Consider the following 17,911-nt stretch of genomic DNA (forward strand, 5'->3'; position numbering starts at 1 on the left):
GAGGTGCCCGCGGACTTGCTGTCCAACTCAATTCCCTTGTGGGAGCGGGCTTGCTCGCGAAAGCGGTGGATCAGTTTGCATTGATGTTGTGTGTGCCGCCGTCATCGCGAGCGGGCTCGCTCCCACATGGGTTTTGCGGTGTTATTGAGCCACCGAACATAGCCTGCCCCCGCTTTTGATCGTATGGTGCTCTGGAGTCCAAACCTGATGGAGCCCTATGCTTTTCAATCGATGGTTGTTCATTTTCCCGGCATTGCTGGTCCTGGCCGGTTGCGGCAGTCGTCAGGCCCAGGAGCCTGAGCGCCAGCCTGCCGAGGTCAAGGCGCAGATCGTGCGGTTGTTGCCGGCCAAGACCGCGGATCGCGAAGGCTGGGCCACGGACATCTATGTTGCGTTTACCGCGCAGCAGATCCCGCCTACAACGCAGAATATCTGTTCGGTCCTGGCGGTCACTGAGCAGGAGTCGACGTTCCAGGCCGACCCCACTGTGCCGGGTTTGGGCAAGATTGCCCGGCAGGAAATCGACCGCCGTGCGGCGAAGCTGCATATTCCCGGGATACTGATCAGCGGCGCGCTCCAGGTACGTTCATCCAATGGCAAGAGCTACAGCGACCGGCTCGCCGCGGTACGCAGCGAGAAGGAGCTGAGCGGCATTTTTGATGACTTCATTGGCATGGTGCCGCTGGGCAAAACGCTGTTCGACGGCTTCAACCCGGTGCACACCGGCGGGCCGATGCAGGTCAGTATCGCCTTCGCCCAGGCCAATGCCCTACATTATCCTTATGCAGTGGAGGGTTCGATTCGCAAGGAAGTGTTCAGTCGTCGCGGAGGGATGTATTTCGGCATTGCACATTTGTTGGGGTATCCGGTGAGCTACACCGAACCGCTGTATCGCTTTGCCGATTTCAATGCCGGTTGGTACGCCAGCCGCAATGCAGCATTCCAGCATGCAGTGAGCCGCGCCTCAGGTATTTCCCTGGCACTCGACGGGGACCTGATCCGGCATGACTCCATCATGCCTGGCAGCACCGAGCTGGCGGTGCGCACGCTTGGGAAATCATTGGGAATGCGCAACCCGACCATTCGCGATCAGTTGGAGCAGGGCGACAGCCTGGCGTTCGAGGACAGCAAACTCTACAGGCGCGTCTTCGAACTGGCCGACAAGGCCGAGGGTAAGCCGTTGCCCCGTGCGGTGTTGCCGGGGATCGTGCTCAAAAGCCCGAAAATCACCCGCAAGCTGACCACCGCATGGTTTGCCAAGCGCGTGGATGAACGTTATCAGCGGTGCATGACACGGTCGGCGGGACGGTAGCGAGCAGGATCATGAAAAAAGCCCGGCGGATGAGGCCGGGCCTTTGTCGGGCAGAGCAGGGCGGCAAGTCATGCGCGGTTCTGGGTCAAACGATCGGAACCACTTTCAGCCACGCGATTCTGGTTCAGACGATCGGAGCCACCTTCAGCCACGCGATTCTGGTTCAGACGATCCGAGCCACCTTCAGCTACGCGATTCTGGTTCAGACGATCCGAGCCACCTTCAGCCACGCGATTCTGGTTCAGACGATCGGAGCCACCTTCAGCTACGCGATTCTGGTTCAGACGATCCGAGCCACCTTCAGCTACGCGATTCTGGTTCAGACGATCCGAGCCGCCTTCAGCCACACGGTTCTGGTTCAGACGATCCGAACCACCTTCGGCCACACGGTTTTCAATCAGTCGATCGGAACCACCTTCGGCAACGACCTGATGGGAAGAAGCGGCAAATACGTTGGCTGCGAGAACCGAGAAAGCGAGGCTGAGGATGATTTGGCGTTTCATGATGGTGTGCTCCGGGGGTGCAGTGGGTTTGTGTGGGGCCATTGTTGCGTCGGACAGTCATCATGAGAACTTCATTGGCGTGATGGTGAACATCGATGGCGGTGATAGCTGGTGGATGTGCAGCTCGTCCACGGACTGGAACATCGGTCGCCCTCGAAGTTCTATCGACTGAACCTTCCCAGGAGGCAGGCTATGTTTCATTTATTCGGCTACAGGCAATCCGGTTCTTCGGCGGTGGAGATTGCCCTGTGCCTATGTGGTGTGCCTTATCGCCGGGTCGATGCCTATTCGACCGAAGATAATGACGCGGCCAAAGCACTTGAGGCGTTGAATCCTCAGAAACAGGTTCCGACCTTGCGGATGCCGGACGGCTCGGTGCTGACTGAAGCCGCGGCCATCCTCATTCACCTCGGGTTGACCTATCCGGAATCGAAGTTGCTGCCCGAAGACCAGGTCCAGCGTGCACAAACCATACGGGGCCTGGTTTACATCGCCGCCAATTGCTACACACCCATCGGTATCATCGATTTTCCGGAGCGCTGGTTGGTCGAGGCGGATGAGGCGACACGGCAGCAACTGGTGTCGGGCACGAAGCAACGCCTGTATCGCAACTGGGCGTTGTTTGCCGATCAGTTTGCGGCGCAACCGTTCTTCAGCGGCGCCGAGCCGGGAGCGCTGGATATTCTCGCTGCGGTGATTACCAAGTGGGCCGGAACGCGAGAGGCGATGCTCAGCGCCCGACCGGAATTTCATGCGGTGCTGGAACGCATCGACCAGCATCCGCGTGTGGCCCCGGTGCTGTCACTGCATTGGCCTGCGTAGACGTGTCCGAAAGGTCATGGGCATGCCTTTCGAGTGATAGCCTGGGCGATGAGGTTGGCGAGCTGCCGGACATTATCCTGATGAGCCAGCACCAGTTCGTCGAGGGTGTTTGCGGCAGACGTCTGCAGGACGCTGCGGCAGGTAAAGGCGTGGGCTTCGCCGCTCAGGATGCGCAGGCGCCACTGCACGTCCATGCGGGCGTACCGGCCGGGGATCGAGTCGAAGCGTTGTACGTCTACCCGCAGTAACGCTTTCGGCGCGCCGGGATTGCTCAGTTGTTCCTCCAGACTGCTGCGCAGCTCATCCGCCAGGCTGGCGCCCCACCACTCGGTCTCCAGGATCGCCAACCCGCTGTTGCCTTGGCGAATGACCATCTGGGTGCGATCCACCTGAGGCGGGACACTGAGCTGCTCGATCCGGATGTCGAGGCTGGAGAGTGGTTTACCCGTTGGTTGGACCGGGCTCAGCGTGTGGTAATGAATAGGATCGCTGCGGCAGGCACCGAGCAGCAACATCGTGGCGACCAGGGTGAGTCTCAGTATCGGCGGCATGGCACGCGCTCCTGTAATCATTCTTCCACCGGGAATGTGAGAGGGGCGTCCTTGGGACGGCCGCGCAGCAGCGATTCGGGATGACGGCTCAAGTAGTCGGACAGTTCACGCAGCGAGCGCGACATGCGGCCGAGATCATCGAGGGTCTGGGTCAACTGTTCGCGCTGCGGCGAGTCTTCGGCCAGCGTGGCGTTGGCCGATTGCAGGGTCTTGCTGACGTCGTGCAGGGTGTTCTGCACGCCAGGCAGCGTCTTGCCGTTGAATTGCTTCAAGCCCTTGCGCAACTCCACAAGGCTGCCATCCAGGTTGCTGGCGATGCTTTCCAGGGGCAGCTTGTTGATCCGCTCGACCACCGACTGCAGTTGCTCCTGCAATTGCTGGAGGCTACCGGGAATGGTCGGGATGCGGACGGGGCGGGCGTTGGGGTCGAAAGCGACTTTTTCAGCCTTGGGATAAAAGTCCAGGGAAATGTACAACTGCCCGGTCAGCAGGCTGCCGCTGCGGGCCTGGGCGCGCAAGCCTCGTTCGACGAAACTGCCGATCAGACGGGCCGAGGCAGCTTCGTCTTCCGGGTCGTGATTGAGGGCCTTGAGCAGTTTCTCGTGGGCTTTGCCCAAGCGCTGGGGGTAGATCACTACACCGACGTTGACTGGGAAACTGCGCTGCTTCTCGTCAAAATCCAGGTTGATGGCGACGACCCTGCCCACTTCGACACCGAGGAACTCCACCGGTGCATCGACCTTCAATCCGCGCAACGCCTGGTCAAAACGCAGCGCCAGGTATTGTGCCTTGCCACTGGGCGGCGCCAGAGCGCTTTGCTGATTGGCGAACAGTTCATAGTTCTTGTCTTCGGCTGCCGGCGCATCGTTGGGGCTGTATGCCGGAGCCCTGAACGCGATGCCGCCAACCAGCAACGCCGAGAGTGATTCGGTCCTGACCGCGAAGCCATTGGCGCCGACGTTCAGGTCCACGCCGCTGACGTTCCAGAATCGGGTGTTTTCGGTGACATAGGCGTCGTTCGGTGCGTTGATGAACACTTCAATATTGACCCCTTTGCCGTCGGCATCCAGGGCGTAGGAAACCACCTGACCCACCGGGATCTTGCGCAGGTAAACCGGCGAGCCAATGTCCAGTGAACCGAGGTCCTGGGAGTGCAGAGTAAAGCGCTTGCCTGGTTCGCCGTAGGTGATCGGCGGCGGAGCCTCGAGGCCGATGAACGACTTGGCGCGTACTTTCGAATGTCCGGCGTCGGCCCCGATGAAGTCCCCGGACAGCAACGTATCGATCCCGGAAATGCCACCGGCGCCGATGCGCGGCCGGACCACCCAGAACACCGAGTCTTCGTGAGTGAAGGTATCCGCGTTCTTGGCAAGCTTGACCGTGGCGGTGACGTTCTTCTGGTCGTCGCTCAATTGCACGTCCGTGACCTGGCCGATCACCACGTTGCGGTATTTCACCGCGGTCTTGTTGGCGGTCAGGCCTTCGCCGGTCTTGAAGGTAATGGTGATGGTCGGGCCTTCCTGCAGCCAGTTGTGGACCACCAGCGACAGGCCCACCAGCACCGCTATGATCGGGACGATCCACACCAGCGACACCGACCAGCGACTGCTGGTGACGTGGGCGCGACCCGGCGCAGGTTGCGGTTCGTCAGTGACTTGCGACTTCATCCATGGCCTCCTCGGGTGGGGGGGTATCCCAGATCAGCCGCGGGTCGAAACTCATGGCCGAAAGCATGGTGAACAGCACGACGAGGCCGAAGAACAGGATTCCCGGTCGCGGTTCGATATCGCTCAGTGCCTGGAACTTCACCAGCGCCGCCACCAGGGCCACCACCAGCACGTCGAGCATCGACCAGTAGCCGATGACCTCGACCAGCCGGTACAGCTTGGCCCGCTGCAGTTGGGCCCAGGTGCTGCGTCGTTGCACGGTGACCAGCAGCAGAGTCAGGACCACGAACTTGATGCCGGGCACGGCGATGCTGGCGATGAAAATGATCAGCGCGATGTCCCAGGCGCCGCTGCGCCAGAATTCGATCACGCCACTGATGATCGTGCTGTCGGCACCGTCCCCGAGCATTCGGGTGTTCATCACCGGCAGCAGGTTGGCCGGAATATAGAACACCAGCGCGGCCAGCATGTAGGCCCAGGTCCGGGTGAGGGCATCGGGTTTGCGTCGGTGCAGGGTGGCGTCGCAACGCGGGCAGGTCTCTGGCTCATCGGTCATGTCGCAGGCCAGGCCACAGCCGTGGCACAGGCACAGCTCCAGATCACCGGCCAGCGGCGGGGTAGTCGCCGGTTCGCCGCTCACAGGCTGCTCCACAGGTCGCGCACGTCGCGCCCGGCGATCCGGATCATCAGCAGGCTCAAGGCTGCCAGGGCGAACAGACCGATGCCCGGCAGTACGTCGAGCATCCCGGCAAGTTTGATCACCGCCACCAGCGCGCCCAGCAGGCAGACCTCCAGCATGCTCCACGGCCGCAGCGTTTCCAGGCTGCGCATGCACAGGTTGAACCCGGGCGCACGACGATTGGCGTAGGCATGGCCCAACACCCAGAGCAGGAGTGCCAATTGCAGGACCGGTGCGATGATGATAGCCACCGCTGCCACCAGGGCGATGAAGGCAATCGGCCCCTGGCTCAGGGCCACGATGGAATCCCACAGGGTAGCGCTGTTGCTCAGGCCCTGGAAGCGGATGCTCATCACCGGGTAGACGTTGGCGAATGCCCACAGCACCGCTGCCGTCACGCTCAAGGCCAGGCGTTTTTCGATGGTCAGCCCGTTATAGCGCTGGATCACCGCGCCACACCGTACGCACGAGGCCTTTTGATGCGGGACGAGCTCCACCGGCTCGTACACCGCATCGCAATGTTCGCAAATGATCAGTCGCTCGGCGTCGGCCATCGGGGTGCTCGGGCAGGGACAACCCCTTCAATATAGAAGTGGGTTGGGAATGAGCAACCTGACGAGCCGATCATTCGCCGCGAATGTATTGCTCCAGTTGTTGGATCAGGTTCGCCTGTTCGGCAATGGCTTCCTTGACCAGGTCACCGATGGACAGCAGGCCGACGAGTCTGCCGTCGTCGACCACGGGCAAATGTCGCAGGTGTTTTTCGGTCATGATGCTCAGGCAGGTCTCGACGGTCTGGTGCGGATCAATGGTGATCACGGGGGATACCATGATGTCGCTGACCTTCGTACCTACCGATGAGCGGCCGTGCAAAACCATTTTGCGCGCATAGTCGCGCTCGCTGATGATGCCCAGCACTTCATCGTTCTTCACCACCAACAAGGCGCCGACGTTTTTCTCGGCCATGCGCATCAACGCCTGCAATACCATGTCGTCCGGTGAGATGGTGTGCACTTGCTGGTTCTTCTCGTCCTTCATCCGGAGCAACTGCGCGACGGTTTTCATTGGGGGCCTCGGGGTGTTTTGCAGGTGTTGTTAAAGAATCGTAGACCCAGCGGCGCAGGGCAAGCGGTAAAACGGCGGCCAGTCGTCCAAAAACGCCATCGGCGGTGAATTTATCATTGTGGCGAGGGGATAAATCCCCTCGCCACACAGGTTCACTGTTTCCCTGAGAGATGGCGGGTAGAATCACCCCTTACCCAAGATTCGAGGTCACAGCGGTGGATTTACAGCAGGGCTTCGTCCTGACCCGGCATTGGCGCGATACCCCAGCGGGCACCGAAGTCGAATTCTGGCTGGCGACAGACGCCGGGCCACGGCGCGTGCGGCTGGCGGTGCAGCCGTCGGTGGCGTTCGTGCCGCAGCTCCAGCGTGGCCAGGCCGAAGCCCTGCTGCAAGGGGAAAAGGACATTGAACTGCGCCCCCTCGACCTGCTGGATTTTGAGCATCGACCGGTGTTGGGCCTGTATTGCCGCCAACACGCCCAACTGATGCGCGTGGACACGACCCTGCGCCGGGCCGGCGTGGAAGTGTTCGAGGCCGATATCCGGCCGCCGGAGCGCTACCTGATGGAGCGTTTCATCACCGCGCCGGTCTGGTTCAGTGGTACGCCGGGCGACGACGGGCTGTTGCTGGATGCTCAGATGAAACCGGCCCCCGATTACCGTCCGGCGTTGCGCCTGGTGTCCCTGGATATCGAGACCACGGCCCAGGGTGAACTGTATTCCATTGCCCTGGAAGGCTGCGGCGAGCGCCAGGTGTACATGCTCGGCCCGCCCAACGGCGACGACAGCGATGTGGATTTCCAGCTTGAATACTGTGATTCCCGCACGGTGCTGCTGAAGAAACTCAACGACTGGTTCGCCCGTTTCGACCCCGACGCGATCATTGGCTGGAACCTGGTGCAGTTCGATCTGCGTGTGCTGCACGAGCATGCCCGGCGGCTGGCCGTGCCGTTGCGCCTGGGGCGAGGTGGGGAGGAGATGCAGTGGCGTGAGCACGGTGCGCGCAACAACCACTTCTTTGCCTCGGCGGCTGGACGACTGATCATCGATGGCATCGAGTCCCTGCGCTCGGCCACCTGGAGCTTCCCTTCGTTCAGCCTGGAAAACGTCGCCCAGACGTTGTTGGGGGAGGGCAAGGCCATCGGCACCCCTTATCAGCGCATGGACGAAATCAATCGCATGTTCGCCGAGGACAAGCCGGCCCTGGCCCGCTACAACCTCAAGGACTGCGAGCTGGTGACGCGGATCTTCGCCAAGACCGAGCTGCTCAAGTTCCTGCTGGAGCGGGCCAGTGTTACCGGCCTGCCGGCGGACCGCAGTGGCGGTTCGGTGGCGGCCTTCACGCACCTGTACATGCCGCTGATGCACCGCCAGGGGTTTGTTGCTCCGAATCTTGGCCAGCGCCCGCCCCAGGCCAGCCCGGGCGGCTTTGTCATGGATTCCCAGCCCGGGCTCTACGAGTCGGTCCTGGTGCTGGACTACAAGAGCCTGTATCCGTCGATCATCCGCACGTTTCTCATCGACCCGGTGGGTCTGATCGAAGGCCTGAGGCATCCGGACGATAGCGAGTCGGTGCCGGGCTTTCGCGGCGCACGGTTCTCGCGCACCCGCCATTGCCTGCCGTCCATCGTGGCACGCGTTGCCGAAGGCCGGGAAACTGCCAAGCGCGAACACAACGCGCCGCTGTCCCAGGCCTTGAAGATCATCATGAACGCCTTCTACGGCGTACTCGGCTCCAGCGGTTGCCGCTTCTTCGATCCAAGGCTGGCCTCATCCATTACCTTGCGCGGCCACCAGATCATGCAGCAGACCCGGCAGTTGATCGAAGCACGGGGGCATGTGGTGATCTATGGCGATACCGACTCCACCTTCGTCTGGTTGCGCCGGGCCCATGGCCAGGAGGAGGCAGCCAGCATCGGTCGTGAGCTGGTGGCTTACGTCAACCAGTGGTGGCGCGAATACGTGCATGAGACGTTCGGGTTGCAGAGTGCGTTGGAACTGCAATTCGAAACCCACTTCAAGCGTTTTTTGATGCCGACGATTCGTGGCGCCGAGGAGGGCAGCAAGAAACGCTACGCCGGGTTGGTGACCCGTGCCGACGGTAGCGATGAAATCGTCTACAAGGGGCTGGAGGCCGTGCGCACCGACTGGTCGCCGCTGGCCCGGCAATTCCAGCAGGAACTGTACGAGCGCATCTTCCACCGCAAGCCTTACCAGGATTACGTGCGCGATTACGTCCACCAGACCCTCGCCGGTGCGTTCGATGAGCGACTGGTCTACCGCAAGCGCTTGCGTCGGCCGCTGGATGACTACGAGCGCAATGTTCCGCCCCACGTGCGAGCGGCGCGGACTGCCGACGCGTTCAACCATCGCCAGGGTCGCCCGCGGCAATACCAGAACGGCGGCTGGATCAGCTACGTCATCACCGTCGCCGGCCCCGAGCCCCTGGAAACCCGCAGCGCCGCTATCGACTATGACCACTACGTGAGCAAGCAGCTGCAACCGGTGGCGGATGCGATCCTGCCGTTTGTGGGGGATGATTTTCTGACGTTGGTGGGCGGGCAGATGGGCTTGTTCTGAGGATGCTCGTCATACCCATGACGAAAGGGTGATGACGGCGACCGGCAGGGCAAGCGCGGCGAGCAGCGTCTGGCCGGCGATGATGCCGGCCATCAGGGGGGCATCACCGCCCATTTGCCGGGCCATGATGTAGGACGACGATGCCGTCGGCAGGGATTGGAAAAGCAGCACCGCAATCGCTGCATCGCCCTGCAGGCCGGTCAGCCGGCAGGCGATCAAGGTCACGACCGGCATGATCACGAACTTGGTGAACGAGGACATACCCATCGGTCTCAACCAGCTGTGCGCCGTCTTCAGGTTCAGGGCCGCACCGACACACAGCAGGCCCAGGGGCAGTGACGCCTGGCCGAGTGCCTTGAGTACGGCTTCCGGCCCACGAGGTATTCCTATCCCTGTCCCTTGCAAGAAGATGCCGGCCAGACACGCCAGTATCAGTGGGTTCGTTGCCAATTGCCTGGCGATGAGCTTTATCGGTAACCGTCCCCCGGGACCAAAACGGGCGAACACCAGCACGCAAAGGATATTGACCGTTGGCACAATCGCCGCGTTGGCAACCGCTGCCAAGGTAACGCCGGATGTGCCGAACAATCCGACGGCCGCGGATACCCCCACATAATTATTGAAGCGCACGCCGCCCTGGAAGACTGAGGTGAAGGCTGCGTCATTACCTGGGAAGAGACCTCGCGACCCCACCAGCAATACCGCCACCGTGACGGTCGACAATACCAGCGCCAGAATCATCCCGCCCACCGGGACATCACCGAGCTGGGCGGTTGCAAGGCCATGGACGAACAGCGACGGCAACAGCACGTAGTAGCCCAGCCGCTCGGCCTGGGGCCAGAAACTGTCGGCCAGGAAGTTCGATTGCCTGAGCCAGGCGCCCAATGCGATCAACAAGGCAATGGGAAAGAGGGCAAGCAGCAACGCCAGGGTCATCTTGCATTCACCAATCAATCAAGGAGAACAGAGTCTCTTCAAGGCTGCTGTACAGCCCAGGGGGTTGTATTATTCCTTCGGGGGACAGTGAATAAAAAACGATAATAAATTGATCGATGGTCAATTATTTCTCATCGGTCACGCCGCCACTCCGACAGTTGCGAATTGCCTGTGCCAAGGCCGCAGCCAGACGAGCGACGGGACGGTCCTCGCGTTCTAGCAGGACCACTTGGCGCAGGCCTTGCGGTTCACCGAATGGACGTATATCCAAGTCCTGCAGATACTCGAGATCCCGTGCCGACAAAGGCACCACGGCCACGCCGAGTCCACCCGAAACCATGTGGATGATAGCTTCCTGGCTGTCCAGCTCCATGGCTGTCTGGACCCGCAGGCGCATGCGACGCAGTTCCCGCTCGATGGTTCGTCCTGCCCATGCGCGCCGGTCAAAGCGAATGAAGGGCTGCTCCTGGAGCAATTGTCTCAGGGGCAGATCCTTGAGATGCGGGGGCGCAATGATCCAGAACGCTTCCTGATACAGCGGTGTACTCACCAGCCCGTAGGGATGGGGTTTGACCGGTTGTGTGGTCACGGCGGCGTCCAGTTCGCCGGCTTCGACCCGCGTCGCCAGTTCCGCCGACATCCCGGACGCCACATTGATGCGCAGATGCGGATGACTTTTGCTCAGCGCCGCCAGGGCTGCCGGGAGTATGCCGGCCAGCGCAGTGTGGATCGCCCCGACTCGCAGGCGCCCGCGCAGCTCACTGTTCTCGCCGACGTCCGCAGCGATGCTGTCATACAGTGCAAGGATTTCGTTGGCTCTTTCCACCGCCAGGTGTCCGGCCTCGGTGAGCACCGGCAAGCGTCGAGACCGATCGAACAACGGCGCGTTGAACTCATCTTCCAGGCTTTTGACATGCAGACTCACCGCGGACTGAGTCAGGTGCACCGCTTCGGCGGCTCGTGCAAATGAGCCGTGCCGGGCGATGGCGACCAGTGTGCGCAGTGCTCGTAGGGACATTGTGATTCGCTCTTGGATGGAAAACGCTAGTGGCCTGTACGGTTCAAACAGGCCCCTAGCCCTCGAAAACGCTATCTGCATAATTCCTTGTGGGAGCGGAGCGTGCGTGAAGGCCTGGTTGCGATAGCGTCATGAAAATTTATCTCAAACCTGAAAATCAAGGCTTTTCATTCATTCGAGAGGAATAAAACCTCTTCACCCCGCCAAGTACCACACTTCCAGGAGAATCTGATGCACGATCTGCGACTCAACCGTGAACATCCCCGAGCGGTGGCCCATGATGCGGTACGGTGTGATCCATATGGAAACGAGCCTGCTCGCGAAGTGGCGTGTCCGTCGACGAAAGTGTTGCCTGGTATTCCGCCATCGTGAGCAGATCGCTCCCGCAGGGGATGTAGTACGAACCTTCCATTCATCCATCGTGCGGCTAGCGCCCTGGTGACTTGAAATGAATCACTCCGTAGTCGCCACGCCTTCAGGTTTGCGTGGCCTGCTCATCCGTTCGATGGGGCCCGTGGCGACGATTGCCGTGGCCCAGCTGTTCGGCACCTCGCTGTGGTTCAGTGCCAACAGTACCGCCGAAGAGCTGATGCGCGCCTGGAACGCGACGTCCACCGACATCGGCTGGCTGACCAACGCCGTGCAGTTGGGCTTCATTCTCGGCACATTGAGCCTGTCGCTTAGTGGCGCAGCCGACCGTTTTCGCGCGAGCACGCTGTTCGTATGCAGCGCCATCGTCGGCGCGCTGTTCAACCTGGGTTTTGCCTGGCTGGCGGAGGGGCTGCTGAGCGGTGCAATGCTGCGTTTCGGTGTGGGTATCACGTTGGCCGGTATCTACCCCATGGGCATGAAACTGATCGTGGGCTGGGCGCCGCAGCGTACCGGCCTGGCCCTGGCTCAACTGGTGTCGATGCTGACCCTGGGCACCGCGCTGCCCCATGCCTTGCGGATGGTGGGTGCCGATTGGCCGTGGCAGGCAATCATCACCGCATCCTCGGTGCTGGCGCTCGCCGGTGCGGTGCTGATCGGTGTGTTGGGCGAGGGCCCCCATGCTCGTATCGGCACCGCCCCTGAACCCGGCAAGACCCCGCGACCAGGAGCGATTCTCGGTGCCTTCAGGATCGGTCGCTTTCGGGCGGCAACCCTAGGCTACTTCGGCCACATGTGGGAGCTTTACGCGTTCTGGACGCTGGTGCCGCTGATCGTGAGCCGTACCGGGTTGGCGTCTTCTTTCCCGGCCTTGGGTGTGGCGGGCCTGTCGTTTTGCATCATGGCGCTGGGGGCAGTGGGGACGATCCTGGGGGGGCTGTTGTCCCAGCGTACAGGCAGCGCCAAGGTGGCGCTGGGAGCGTTGAGCCTGTCCGGGGCCTGCGGACTGCTGTTTGTCCTCTGGGCCGAGCATTTTCCGGCGTGGGCCCTGTTGGCGCTATTGGGTGTCTGGGGCGCGTCGGTGGTGGCCGATTCGCCGCAGTTCTCTGCACTCGCGGCCCAGGCCTGCCCGCGCGAGGCCGTCGGCAGCGCCCTGGCCATCCAGAACAGCATCGGCTTTGCCATCACCGTTGTCTCGATTGCCGTCACCAGCTGGCTGTTCGAGCGCATCGGTATCGACGCGCTGTGGTTACTGATACCGGGTCCGGTACTGGGTGTCACCGGATTCATCCTTTCCTCCCGCCAGGCATGAAGCTTGGTTCTGGCGGGCAGGGAGGCGTCAAACCATCGCCAGTCGCTGCTTGTCCTGGGGCTGTGGAAAAATCAGGTCCAGGGCTGCCAGGTCCTGGGGTGCCAATTGCAGGTTCGCCGCTTCGGCGTTCAAGCGCACATGTTCGGGTTGCACAGCCTTGGGAATGGCGATGACCTTGTCCTGGCGCAGCAACCAGGCCAGTGCAATCTGCGCCGACGTCGCACCGTGGCGCTCGGCGATCTGCCGCAGGGTGTGGTCCTTGAGCAGACGCCCACCCTGGCCGACCGGACAATAGGCCATGAGCGGCATGGCGTGTTGCTGGCACCAGGGCAGCAGATCGAATTCGATACCCCGCTCCTGCAGGTTGTACAGCACCTGGTTGGTGGCGCAGGCCGGCGAAGCCAGCTCTTCAAGATCCTCCACATCAAAGTTCGATACACCCCAGCGGCCAATCTTGCCTTCTTCGCGCAGGCGTTCGAAGGCTTCGACGGTTTCTTCCAGCGGGTATTGGCCGCGCCAGTGCAGCAGGTACAAGTCGATGTAGTCGGTGTCGAGTCGCCGCAGGCTGCGTTCGCAGGCCAGCGGGATGCCTTTGCGGCTGGCGTTGTGAGGGTAGACCTTGCTGACCAGGAACACCTGGTCCCGCAGGCCGGTGATCGCCTCGCCAACGACGACTTCGGCACCGCCCTCGGCGTACATTTCCGCCGTGTCGATCAAGGTCATGCCCAGTTCGATGCCCAGGCGCAGGGCAGCTACTTCTTTCTTGTGAGCGGACGGTTCCTCACCCATGTGCCAGGTGCCCTGGCCGATCATGGGAACGGACACGCCAGCCAACTCCAGAGTCTTCATGCCGGTCTCCTATATGCTTGAACATCAGACATGTGGCAGCAGGATAGTCCAAGTGTTCAGGCCGATCGACGAGAAGCCTGCGCCGTTCTTGTGGGAGCGAGCCTGCTCGCGATAGCGGTGGGTCAATTGGCAAAGATGTCGGTGGACACACCGTCATCGCGAGCAGGCTCGCTCCCACACTTCAGACGGCCAATGTGGGAGCGATCAGAGGGTTATTTCGCAGAGAACTTCAGCACCATGGTCTGGGTGTAGGTCTGACCCGGATCAAGTCGCGTGGATGGGAATTTCGGCTGGTTCGGCGAGTCGGGGAAATGCTGGGTTTCCAGGGTGAACGCACCCCAGTGAGGATAGACTTTGCCCTGCTTGCCCTTGATGGTGCCGTCGAGGAAGTTGCTGGTGTAGAGCTGCACACCGGGCTCGGTGGTGTAGAGCTGCAAGCGGCGCCCCGACTGCGGATCGTAGACATCGGCGGCCGGTTTGTTCACATCACCTTGGGTGTCCAGGACCCAGTTGAAATCGAAGCCACCCTGTTTCGGTTCAGCGAACTTGAGTTGTGGATGGTCAGCCTTGATGTGGGTGCCGAAGGCGGTGGGCTTGGTGAAATCCATGGGCGTGCCGGCCACGGGCGCCAGTTCGCCGGTGGGGATGAGCTTGGCGGTCACAGGGGTGTAGTGGGTGGCGTACAGGGTGGCGACCTGTTTCAGGATGTCGCCGTTACCGGCACCTGCGAGGTTGAAATAGCTGTGGTTGGTCAGGTTCAGCACCGTGGGTTTGTCGGTGGTTGCCTTGTAGTCGATACGCAGCTCGTTCTGTTCGGTGAGGCTGTAGGTGACATCGGTCTTCAGGGCACCCGGGAAGCCCATCTCACCGTCCGCCGACAGGTAGGTCAGGGTCACGCCCACCGAGTCCTTGCCGTTATGGGGCTCGGCTTTCCAGACACGTTTGTCGAACCCTTGCGGTCCGCCGTGCAGGGAGTTGCCGTGATCATTCTGGGGGACCTGGTAGCGCTTGCCGTCCAGTTCGAATGCACCGTCGGCCAGACGATTGCCGAAGCGGCCAATGGTCGCGCCGAAGTACACATTGCCGTTCTTCTGATAGCCCTGGACATCATCGAAGCCGAGTACCACGTCGGCGGCCTTGCCGTGTTTGTCCGGCACGATCAATGACTGGAGAATCCCGCCGTAAGTGATGACGGTGGCCTCCATCCCATGACTGTTGCGCAACACATATTTCTCTACTGCGGTGCCATCGTCGGTCTTGCCGAACGCAGCGCGTTCATTGGTCAGGCCGGCGGCCTGGGAGGCAGAGGTGGCGATCATCAGAGACACTCCGAGGGCCGTGAGCAGATGTCTGGATTCAAGCATGGTAGACCTTCCTTCCTGTGGTTTTGTTGTTGTTTTGAACGCGGGTCGAGTCGATTACTTGGTCGGACAGCGGTGAGGGTTTTTCTGTTCAGTAGTCTATCTATTTGACGGGTTAGAAGGGATTTATAGCCACAAATCGAAATTTATCAATTAAAAAGTAATACTAATTAAGCGAGACGAGTCTTGCCCAAGCGTCAGATGCCACACGCAGTACTGCACTTTTAGGGTTTTTGTCGCTCTATCCATGGCCAGGAAGCGGCGACTCCCCACCGCTTCCCCTGCCCAGATCGAGATTCAATGGCCGGTGTTTCCTATTGTCTGATGGTGTTACGACGTTGCTGTCCCGCGCTCCTGGGTGGGGCGTTGATATTGCTCAGTGGTGGTTGCAGCCGCCAGCAGGGCCAGGACATGGTCACTCAGTTCAGCAACACTCGGCCCCAGGAGTTCTTGCAGACCAGCGTCGATCGCATGGCCACGTTGTCGATGCACGACAACCTGCAGAGTCTCTACCTGTTGATGAGCAAGCTTTACCTGCGCAATCCCCAGGAGTTGCGCAAATCCGGCTTCCTCGATGCCCGCACGGCGGAAAAGCAGGTGCGCATGGCTATCGAGCAGCAGCAACCCTTGCCGACCCTTGGCGGCAAGAAGGACCTGGCGGCCCTGAGCTACGCCATGAGCCCGGAGTTTCTCGGTGATCGGGTCGGTGCGTTCATCTATGCCATCGGCAGCATGCTGGTGACCGCCCATGGCAATCGGCTCGAGTTCTACATGACCGACACAATTGACCCGCGCTTTGTCAGCAACGCGGCGCGCAATATCGAAAAAGCTACCTGGATACTGAGTCAGCGACAGGATAAGGACGGCAACCTGCTGCTGTTTTCCAACGAAATCTCGGAGGAGGGCAGCAATCTGAGTTTCGCTGTGGAGTTCGGGAAGATCGTCGCACGGCTGGACTTGCTGACACAGATGCTGGATGAGCGTTATCGGCGGATCGGGCTGAACTATGCGCAGAGTCTGCTGTTTCTCAACTTCTTGCCGGTTCAGTAGGCTTCGGGGGAAAAGGCATAAAGATAGATCACAACGTTATAGGTCGGTTATAAGAAAAATCGCTATGCTCGCGGCGAGATTTTCCACGCGGTTATGCTGAGACGGGTTTGATGGATTTCGGTAATGTCGGTTTAGTCGCAGCTGGCCTGGTGGTCGGCTTCATCGTCGGAATGACCGGTGTCGGCGGCGGTTCGCTGATGACTCCCATTCTGCTGTGGTTCGGTATCAACCCTGCGACTGCGGTGGGGACGGACTTGCTGTACGCGGCCATTACCAAATCCGGTGGTGTGCTGGTGCATGCCAGGAATCGCAATATCGATTGGGCAATCACCGGTTGGCTGACCTTGGGCAGTGTGCCGGCGGTCGGGCTGACGCTGTGGTTTCTCAGCAGCCTGCACAGTTCGCCGGATGCCATGAACGCCGTCATCAAGCAGGCCCTGGGTTTCGTGCTGTTCGTCACTGCCCTGGCAATCCTGTTCAAGAAGCGTCTGTTGCAATTCGCCCATGATCGCGCTGGCGGTCACTACAATCCCTCCGGCACGCGACTCAATGTGCTTACGGTCGTTACCGGCCTGGTGCTGGGCACAATGGTCGCGTTGACCTCCATTGGTGCCGGCGCCCTGGGCACCGTCGCCTTGTTCATTCTCTACCCGTTCCTGGTCACCAAGCGCCTGGTAGGCACCGAAATCGCCCACGCTGTGCCACTGACCCTCGTTGCCGGCCTCGGCCATGCAAGCATGGGCAACATGGACTGGCACATCCTCGGTTATCTGCTGGTTGGCTCGTTGCCGGGTATCTACCTGGGCAGTCATTTGTCTGGACGCATCTCCGATGAACTGCTGCGCCCATGCCTGGCGGTAATGCTGGCGATGATCGGGTTCAAATTGGCGTTCTGATTGCTGTGGCCGGACACAGCTCTCAGGCATTTCACAAGACCCTGTGGGAGCCTGTTCGCGATAGCGGTGGGTCAATCAGCATTGATGTCGACTGACACACCGTCAGCGCGAGCAGGCTCGCACACAGTAGTCCGTGTCTGCCTCTGCATCGACTGACTCCCTCCCGCACCACGGTTGCGCAATAACCCCGCTGACCTAAGCTTCATGGCAGGCTGGCGCAATATGGGCGACTCTCTCGCGGAACAATTGTCGCCCTGTGCAATCAGTACAGCGTGAATATCAAAAGGAGAGGCGCATGCTCATTCGGTCGTTGACCTTGGCAACCTTGCTGGCCGTCGCCGGCCCCCTGTTCGCCGCTGATGGTGACTCACCCCTGGCGGCGGAGGTGGGCAGGTCCCGCCCCCTGATCGTCATCGCGCCCAGTACCGTGGACCCTGCATGGGTCAGCCTGAAGAAAGCCCTGGGCGAACCGGCGGGCAAGCAGGGTTTTTCCGAGCGCAACATGGTGCTCTACACCGTGCTCAACACCATCGGGCAGCGCGACGGCAAGGATCTGGATCCCCAAAGCACCATGGCGCTGATCCGTTCGCTCAAGCTGGGGGCTGGTGCCCAGACCAAGATCATCCTGGTGGGCAAGGATGGAGAAAAGAAGCTTGAGCATTCCGGGGCGATCGAACTGAAGGAACTCTTCGACACCGTCGACAAGCTTCCCGCGGCGGAGAAAGAAGCAACGCCGCCCGCGCCAGCTCCAGCGCCTGAAGTCGCACCGGCCAAGGATGCGAAGGGCGCGAAAGCCGGCAAGGCAGCCAAGCCTGCGGCTGCACCCAAGCCGTTGGATGATTGACTTCAAGGAGATGACTTTCCTGGCGGCGGTTGTGGGAGCAAGGCTTGCCCGCGATGAGGACGATACGTTCTTCAGCGGAATCGCGGTGCCTGTATCGC

Annotated in this window: 17 protein-coding genes; 7 read left to right on the forward strand and 10 right to left on the reverse strand. The window is 60.9% G+C overall.

What is annotated here, in order from left to right:
* The first annotated feature begins 217 nt into the window (after positions 1–217).
* Positions 218–1,312: a DUF1615 domain-containing protein gene (locus QZH45_RS11895; RefSeq protein WP_024780795.1), complete on the forward strand. Its 1,095-nt coding sequence runs from the start codon at positions 218–220 to the stop codon at positions 1,310–1,312.
* Positions 1,313–1,380: 68 nt separating this feature from the next.
* On the opposite strand, the gene QZH45_RS11900 is transcribed toward QZH45_RS11895, so the two are convergent.
* Positions 1,381–1,815, reverse strand: a complete 435-nt coding sequence (locus QZH45_RS11900) for a phage infection protein (protein WP_069018520.1) — start codon at positions 1,813–1,815, stop codon at positions 1,381–1,383.
* A gap of 192 nt (positions 1,816–2,007) precedes the next feature.
* On the opposite strand from QZH45_RS11900, the gene QZH45_RS11905 reads away from it, so the two are divergent.
* The gene (locus QZH45_RS11905; RefSeq protein WP_024781337.1) at positions 2,008–2,637 is read left to right on the forward strand and encodes a glutathione S-transferase family protein; all 630 of its coding nucleotides are present in this window, start codon (positions 2,008–2,010) and stop codon (positions 2,635–2,637) included.
* Positions 2,638–2,651: 14 nt separating this feature from the next.
* Here QZH45_RS11905 and QZH45_RS11910 read toward each other — a convergent pair whose 3' ends face one another.
* From QZH45_RS11910 to QZH45_RS11930, 5 genes are all read right to left on the reverse strand, one after another.
* On the reverse strand, positions 2,652–3,188 hold the full coding sequence (locus tag QZH45_RS11910; RefSeq protein WP_024781336.1) for a PqiC family protein: 537 nt from the start codon (positions 3,186–3,188) through the stop codon (positions 2,652–2,654).
* A gap of 17 nt (positions 3,189–3,205) precedes the next feature.
* On the reverse strand, positions 3,206–4,855 hold the full coding sequence (locus QZH45_RS11915) for an intermembrane transport protein PqiB (RefSeq protein WP_055135181.1): 1,650 nt from the start codon (positions 4,853–4,855) through the stop codon (positions 3,206–3,208).
* Complete coding sequence (locus tag QZH45_RS11920) at positions 4,836–5,495, reverse strand: paraquat-inducible protein A (RefSeq protein WP_055135182.1); 660 nt, start codon at positions 5,493–5,495, stop codon at positions 4,836–4,838. Before QZH45_RS11920 ends, QZH45_RS11915 begins: the two co-directional genes overlap by 20 nt.
* Positions 5,492–6,088 (reverse strand): paraquat-inducible protein A, encoded by a 597-nt coding sequence (locus QZH45_RS11925; protein WP_024781333.1) that lies wholly within the window; start codon positions 6,086–6,088, stop codon positions 5,492–5,494. Before QZH45_RS11925 ends, QZH45_RS11920 begins: the two co-directional genes overlap by 4 nt.
* 70 nt (positions 6,089–6,158) lie before the next feature.
* Complete coding sequence (locus QZH45_RS11930) at positions 6,159–6,599, reverse strand: CBS domain-containing protein (RefSeq protein WP_024781332.1); 441 nt, start codon at positions 6,597–6,599, stop codon at positions 6,159–6,161.
* A gap of 215 nt (positions 6,600–6,814) precedes the next feature.
* Between QZH45_RS11930 and QZH45_RS11935 the strand changes: the two genes are divergently transcribed.
* Positions 6,815–9,178 carry a DNA polymerase II gene (locus QZH45_RS11935; protein WP_167355732.1) on the forward strand — a complete coding sequence of 788 codons (2,364 nt, stop codon included), beginning with the start codon at positions 6,815–6,817 and terminating at the stop codon, positions 9,176–9,178.
* Between the two features lie 9 nt (positions 9,179–9,187).
* Here QZH45_RS11935 and QZH45_RS11940 read toward each other — a convergent pair whose 3' ends face one another.
* Both QZH45_RS11940 and QZH45_RS11945 read right to left on the reverse strand, forming a co-directional pair.
* Positions 9,188–10,114 carry an AEC family transporter gene (locus QZH45_RS11940; RefSeq protein ID WP_024781330.1) on the reverse strand — a complete coding sequence of 309 codons (927 nt, stop codon included), beginning with the start codon at positions 10,112–10,114 and terminating at the stop codon, positions 9,188–9,190.
* A gap of 124 nt (positions 10,115–10,238) precedes the next feature.
* Positions 10,239–11,132 carry a LysR family transcriptional regulator gene (locus QZH45_RS11945; RefSeq protein WP_024781329.1) on the reverse strand — a complete coding sequence of 298 codons (894 nt, stop codon included), beginning with the start codon at positions 11,130–11,132 and terminating at the stop codon, positions 10,239–10,241.
* 448 nt (positions 11,133–11,580) lie between these two features.
* On the opposite strand from QZH45_RS11945, the gene QZH45_RS11950 reads away from it, so the two are divergent.
* Positions 11,581–12,813 carry an MFS transporter gene (locus QZH45_RS11950; RefSeq protein ID WP_024781328.1) on the forward strand — a complete coding sequence of 411 codons (1,233 nt, stop codon included), beginning with the start codon at positions 11,581–11,583 and terminating at the stop codon, positions 12,811–12,813.
* Between the two features lie 27 nt (positions 12,814–12,840).
* Here the strand turns inward: QZH45_RS11950 and QZH45_RS11955 are convergent, their stop codons facing one another.
* Both QZH45_RS11955 and QZH45_RS11960 read right to left on the reverse strand, forming a co-directional pair.
* Complete coding sequence (locus QZH45_RS11955) at positions 12,841–13,662, reverse strand: aldo/keto reductase (RefSeq protein WP_024781327.1); 822 nt, start codon at positions 13,660–13,662, stop codon at positions 12,841–12,843.
* Positions 13,663–13,874: 212 nt separating this feature from the next.
* Positions 13,875–15,026, reverse strand: coding sequence for an aldose epimerase family protein (locus QZH45_RS11960; protein ID WP_024781339.1), 1,152 nt, complete (start codon positions 15,024–15,026; stop codon positions 13,875–13,877).
* 321 nt (positions 15,027–15,347) lie between these two features.
* On the opposite strand from QZH45_RS11960, the gene QZH45_RS11965 reads away from it, so the two are divergent.
* The 3 genes from QZH45_RS11965 to QZH45_RS11975 all read left to right on the forward strand — a co-directional run bounded on the left by QZH45_RS11965 (position 15,348) and on the right by QZH45_RS11975 (position 17,813).
* Positions 15,348–16,073, forward strand: coding sequence for a hypothetical protein (locus QZH45_RS11965; protein ID WP_231995066.1), 726 nt, complete (start codon positions 15,348–15,350; stop codon positions 16,071–16,073).
* A 110-nt stretch (positions 16,074–16,183) separates the two neighbouring features.
* The gene (locus tag QZH45_RS11970) at positions 16,184–16,969 is read left to right on the forward strand and encodes a sulfite exporter TauE/SafE family protein (protein ID WP_024781341.1); all 786 of its coding nucleotides are present in this window, start codon (positions 16,184–16,186) and stop codon (positions 16,967–16,969) included.
* 295 nt (positions 16,970–17,264) lie between these two features.
* Entirely contained in the window at positions 17,265–17,813 is a 549-nt protein-coding gene (locus tag QZH45_RS11975) for a DUF4174 domain-containing protein (protein WP_024781342.1), read from the forward strand.
* Positions 17,814–17,911 lie beyond the last annotated feature (98 nt).

This window comes from Pseudomonas corrugata (genome assembly GCF_050920615.1).
Classification (GTDB): domain Bacteria; phylum Pseudomonadota; class Gammaproteobacteria; order Pseudomonadales; family Pseudomonadaceae; genus Aquipseudomonas; species Aquipseudomonas corrugata.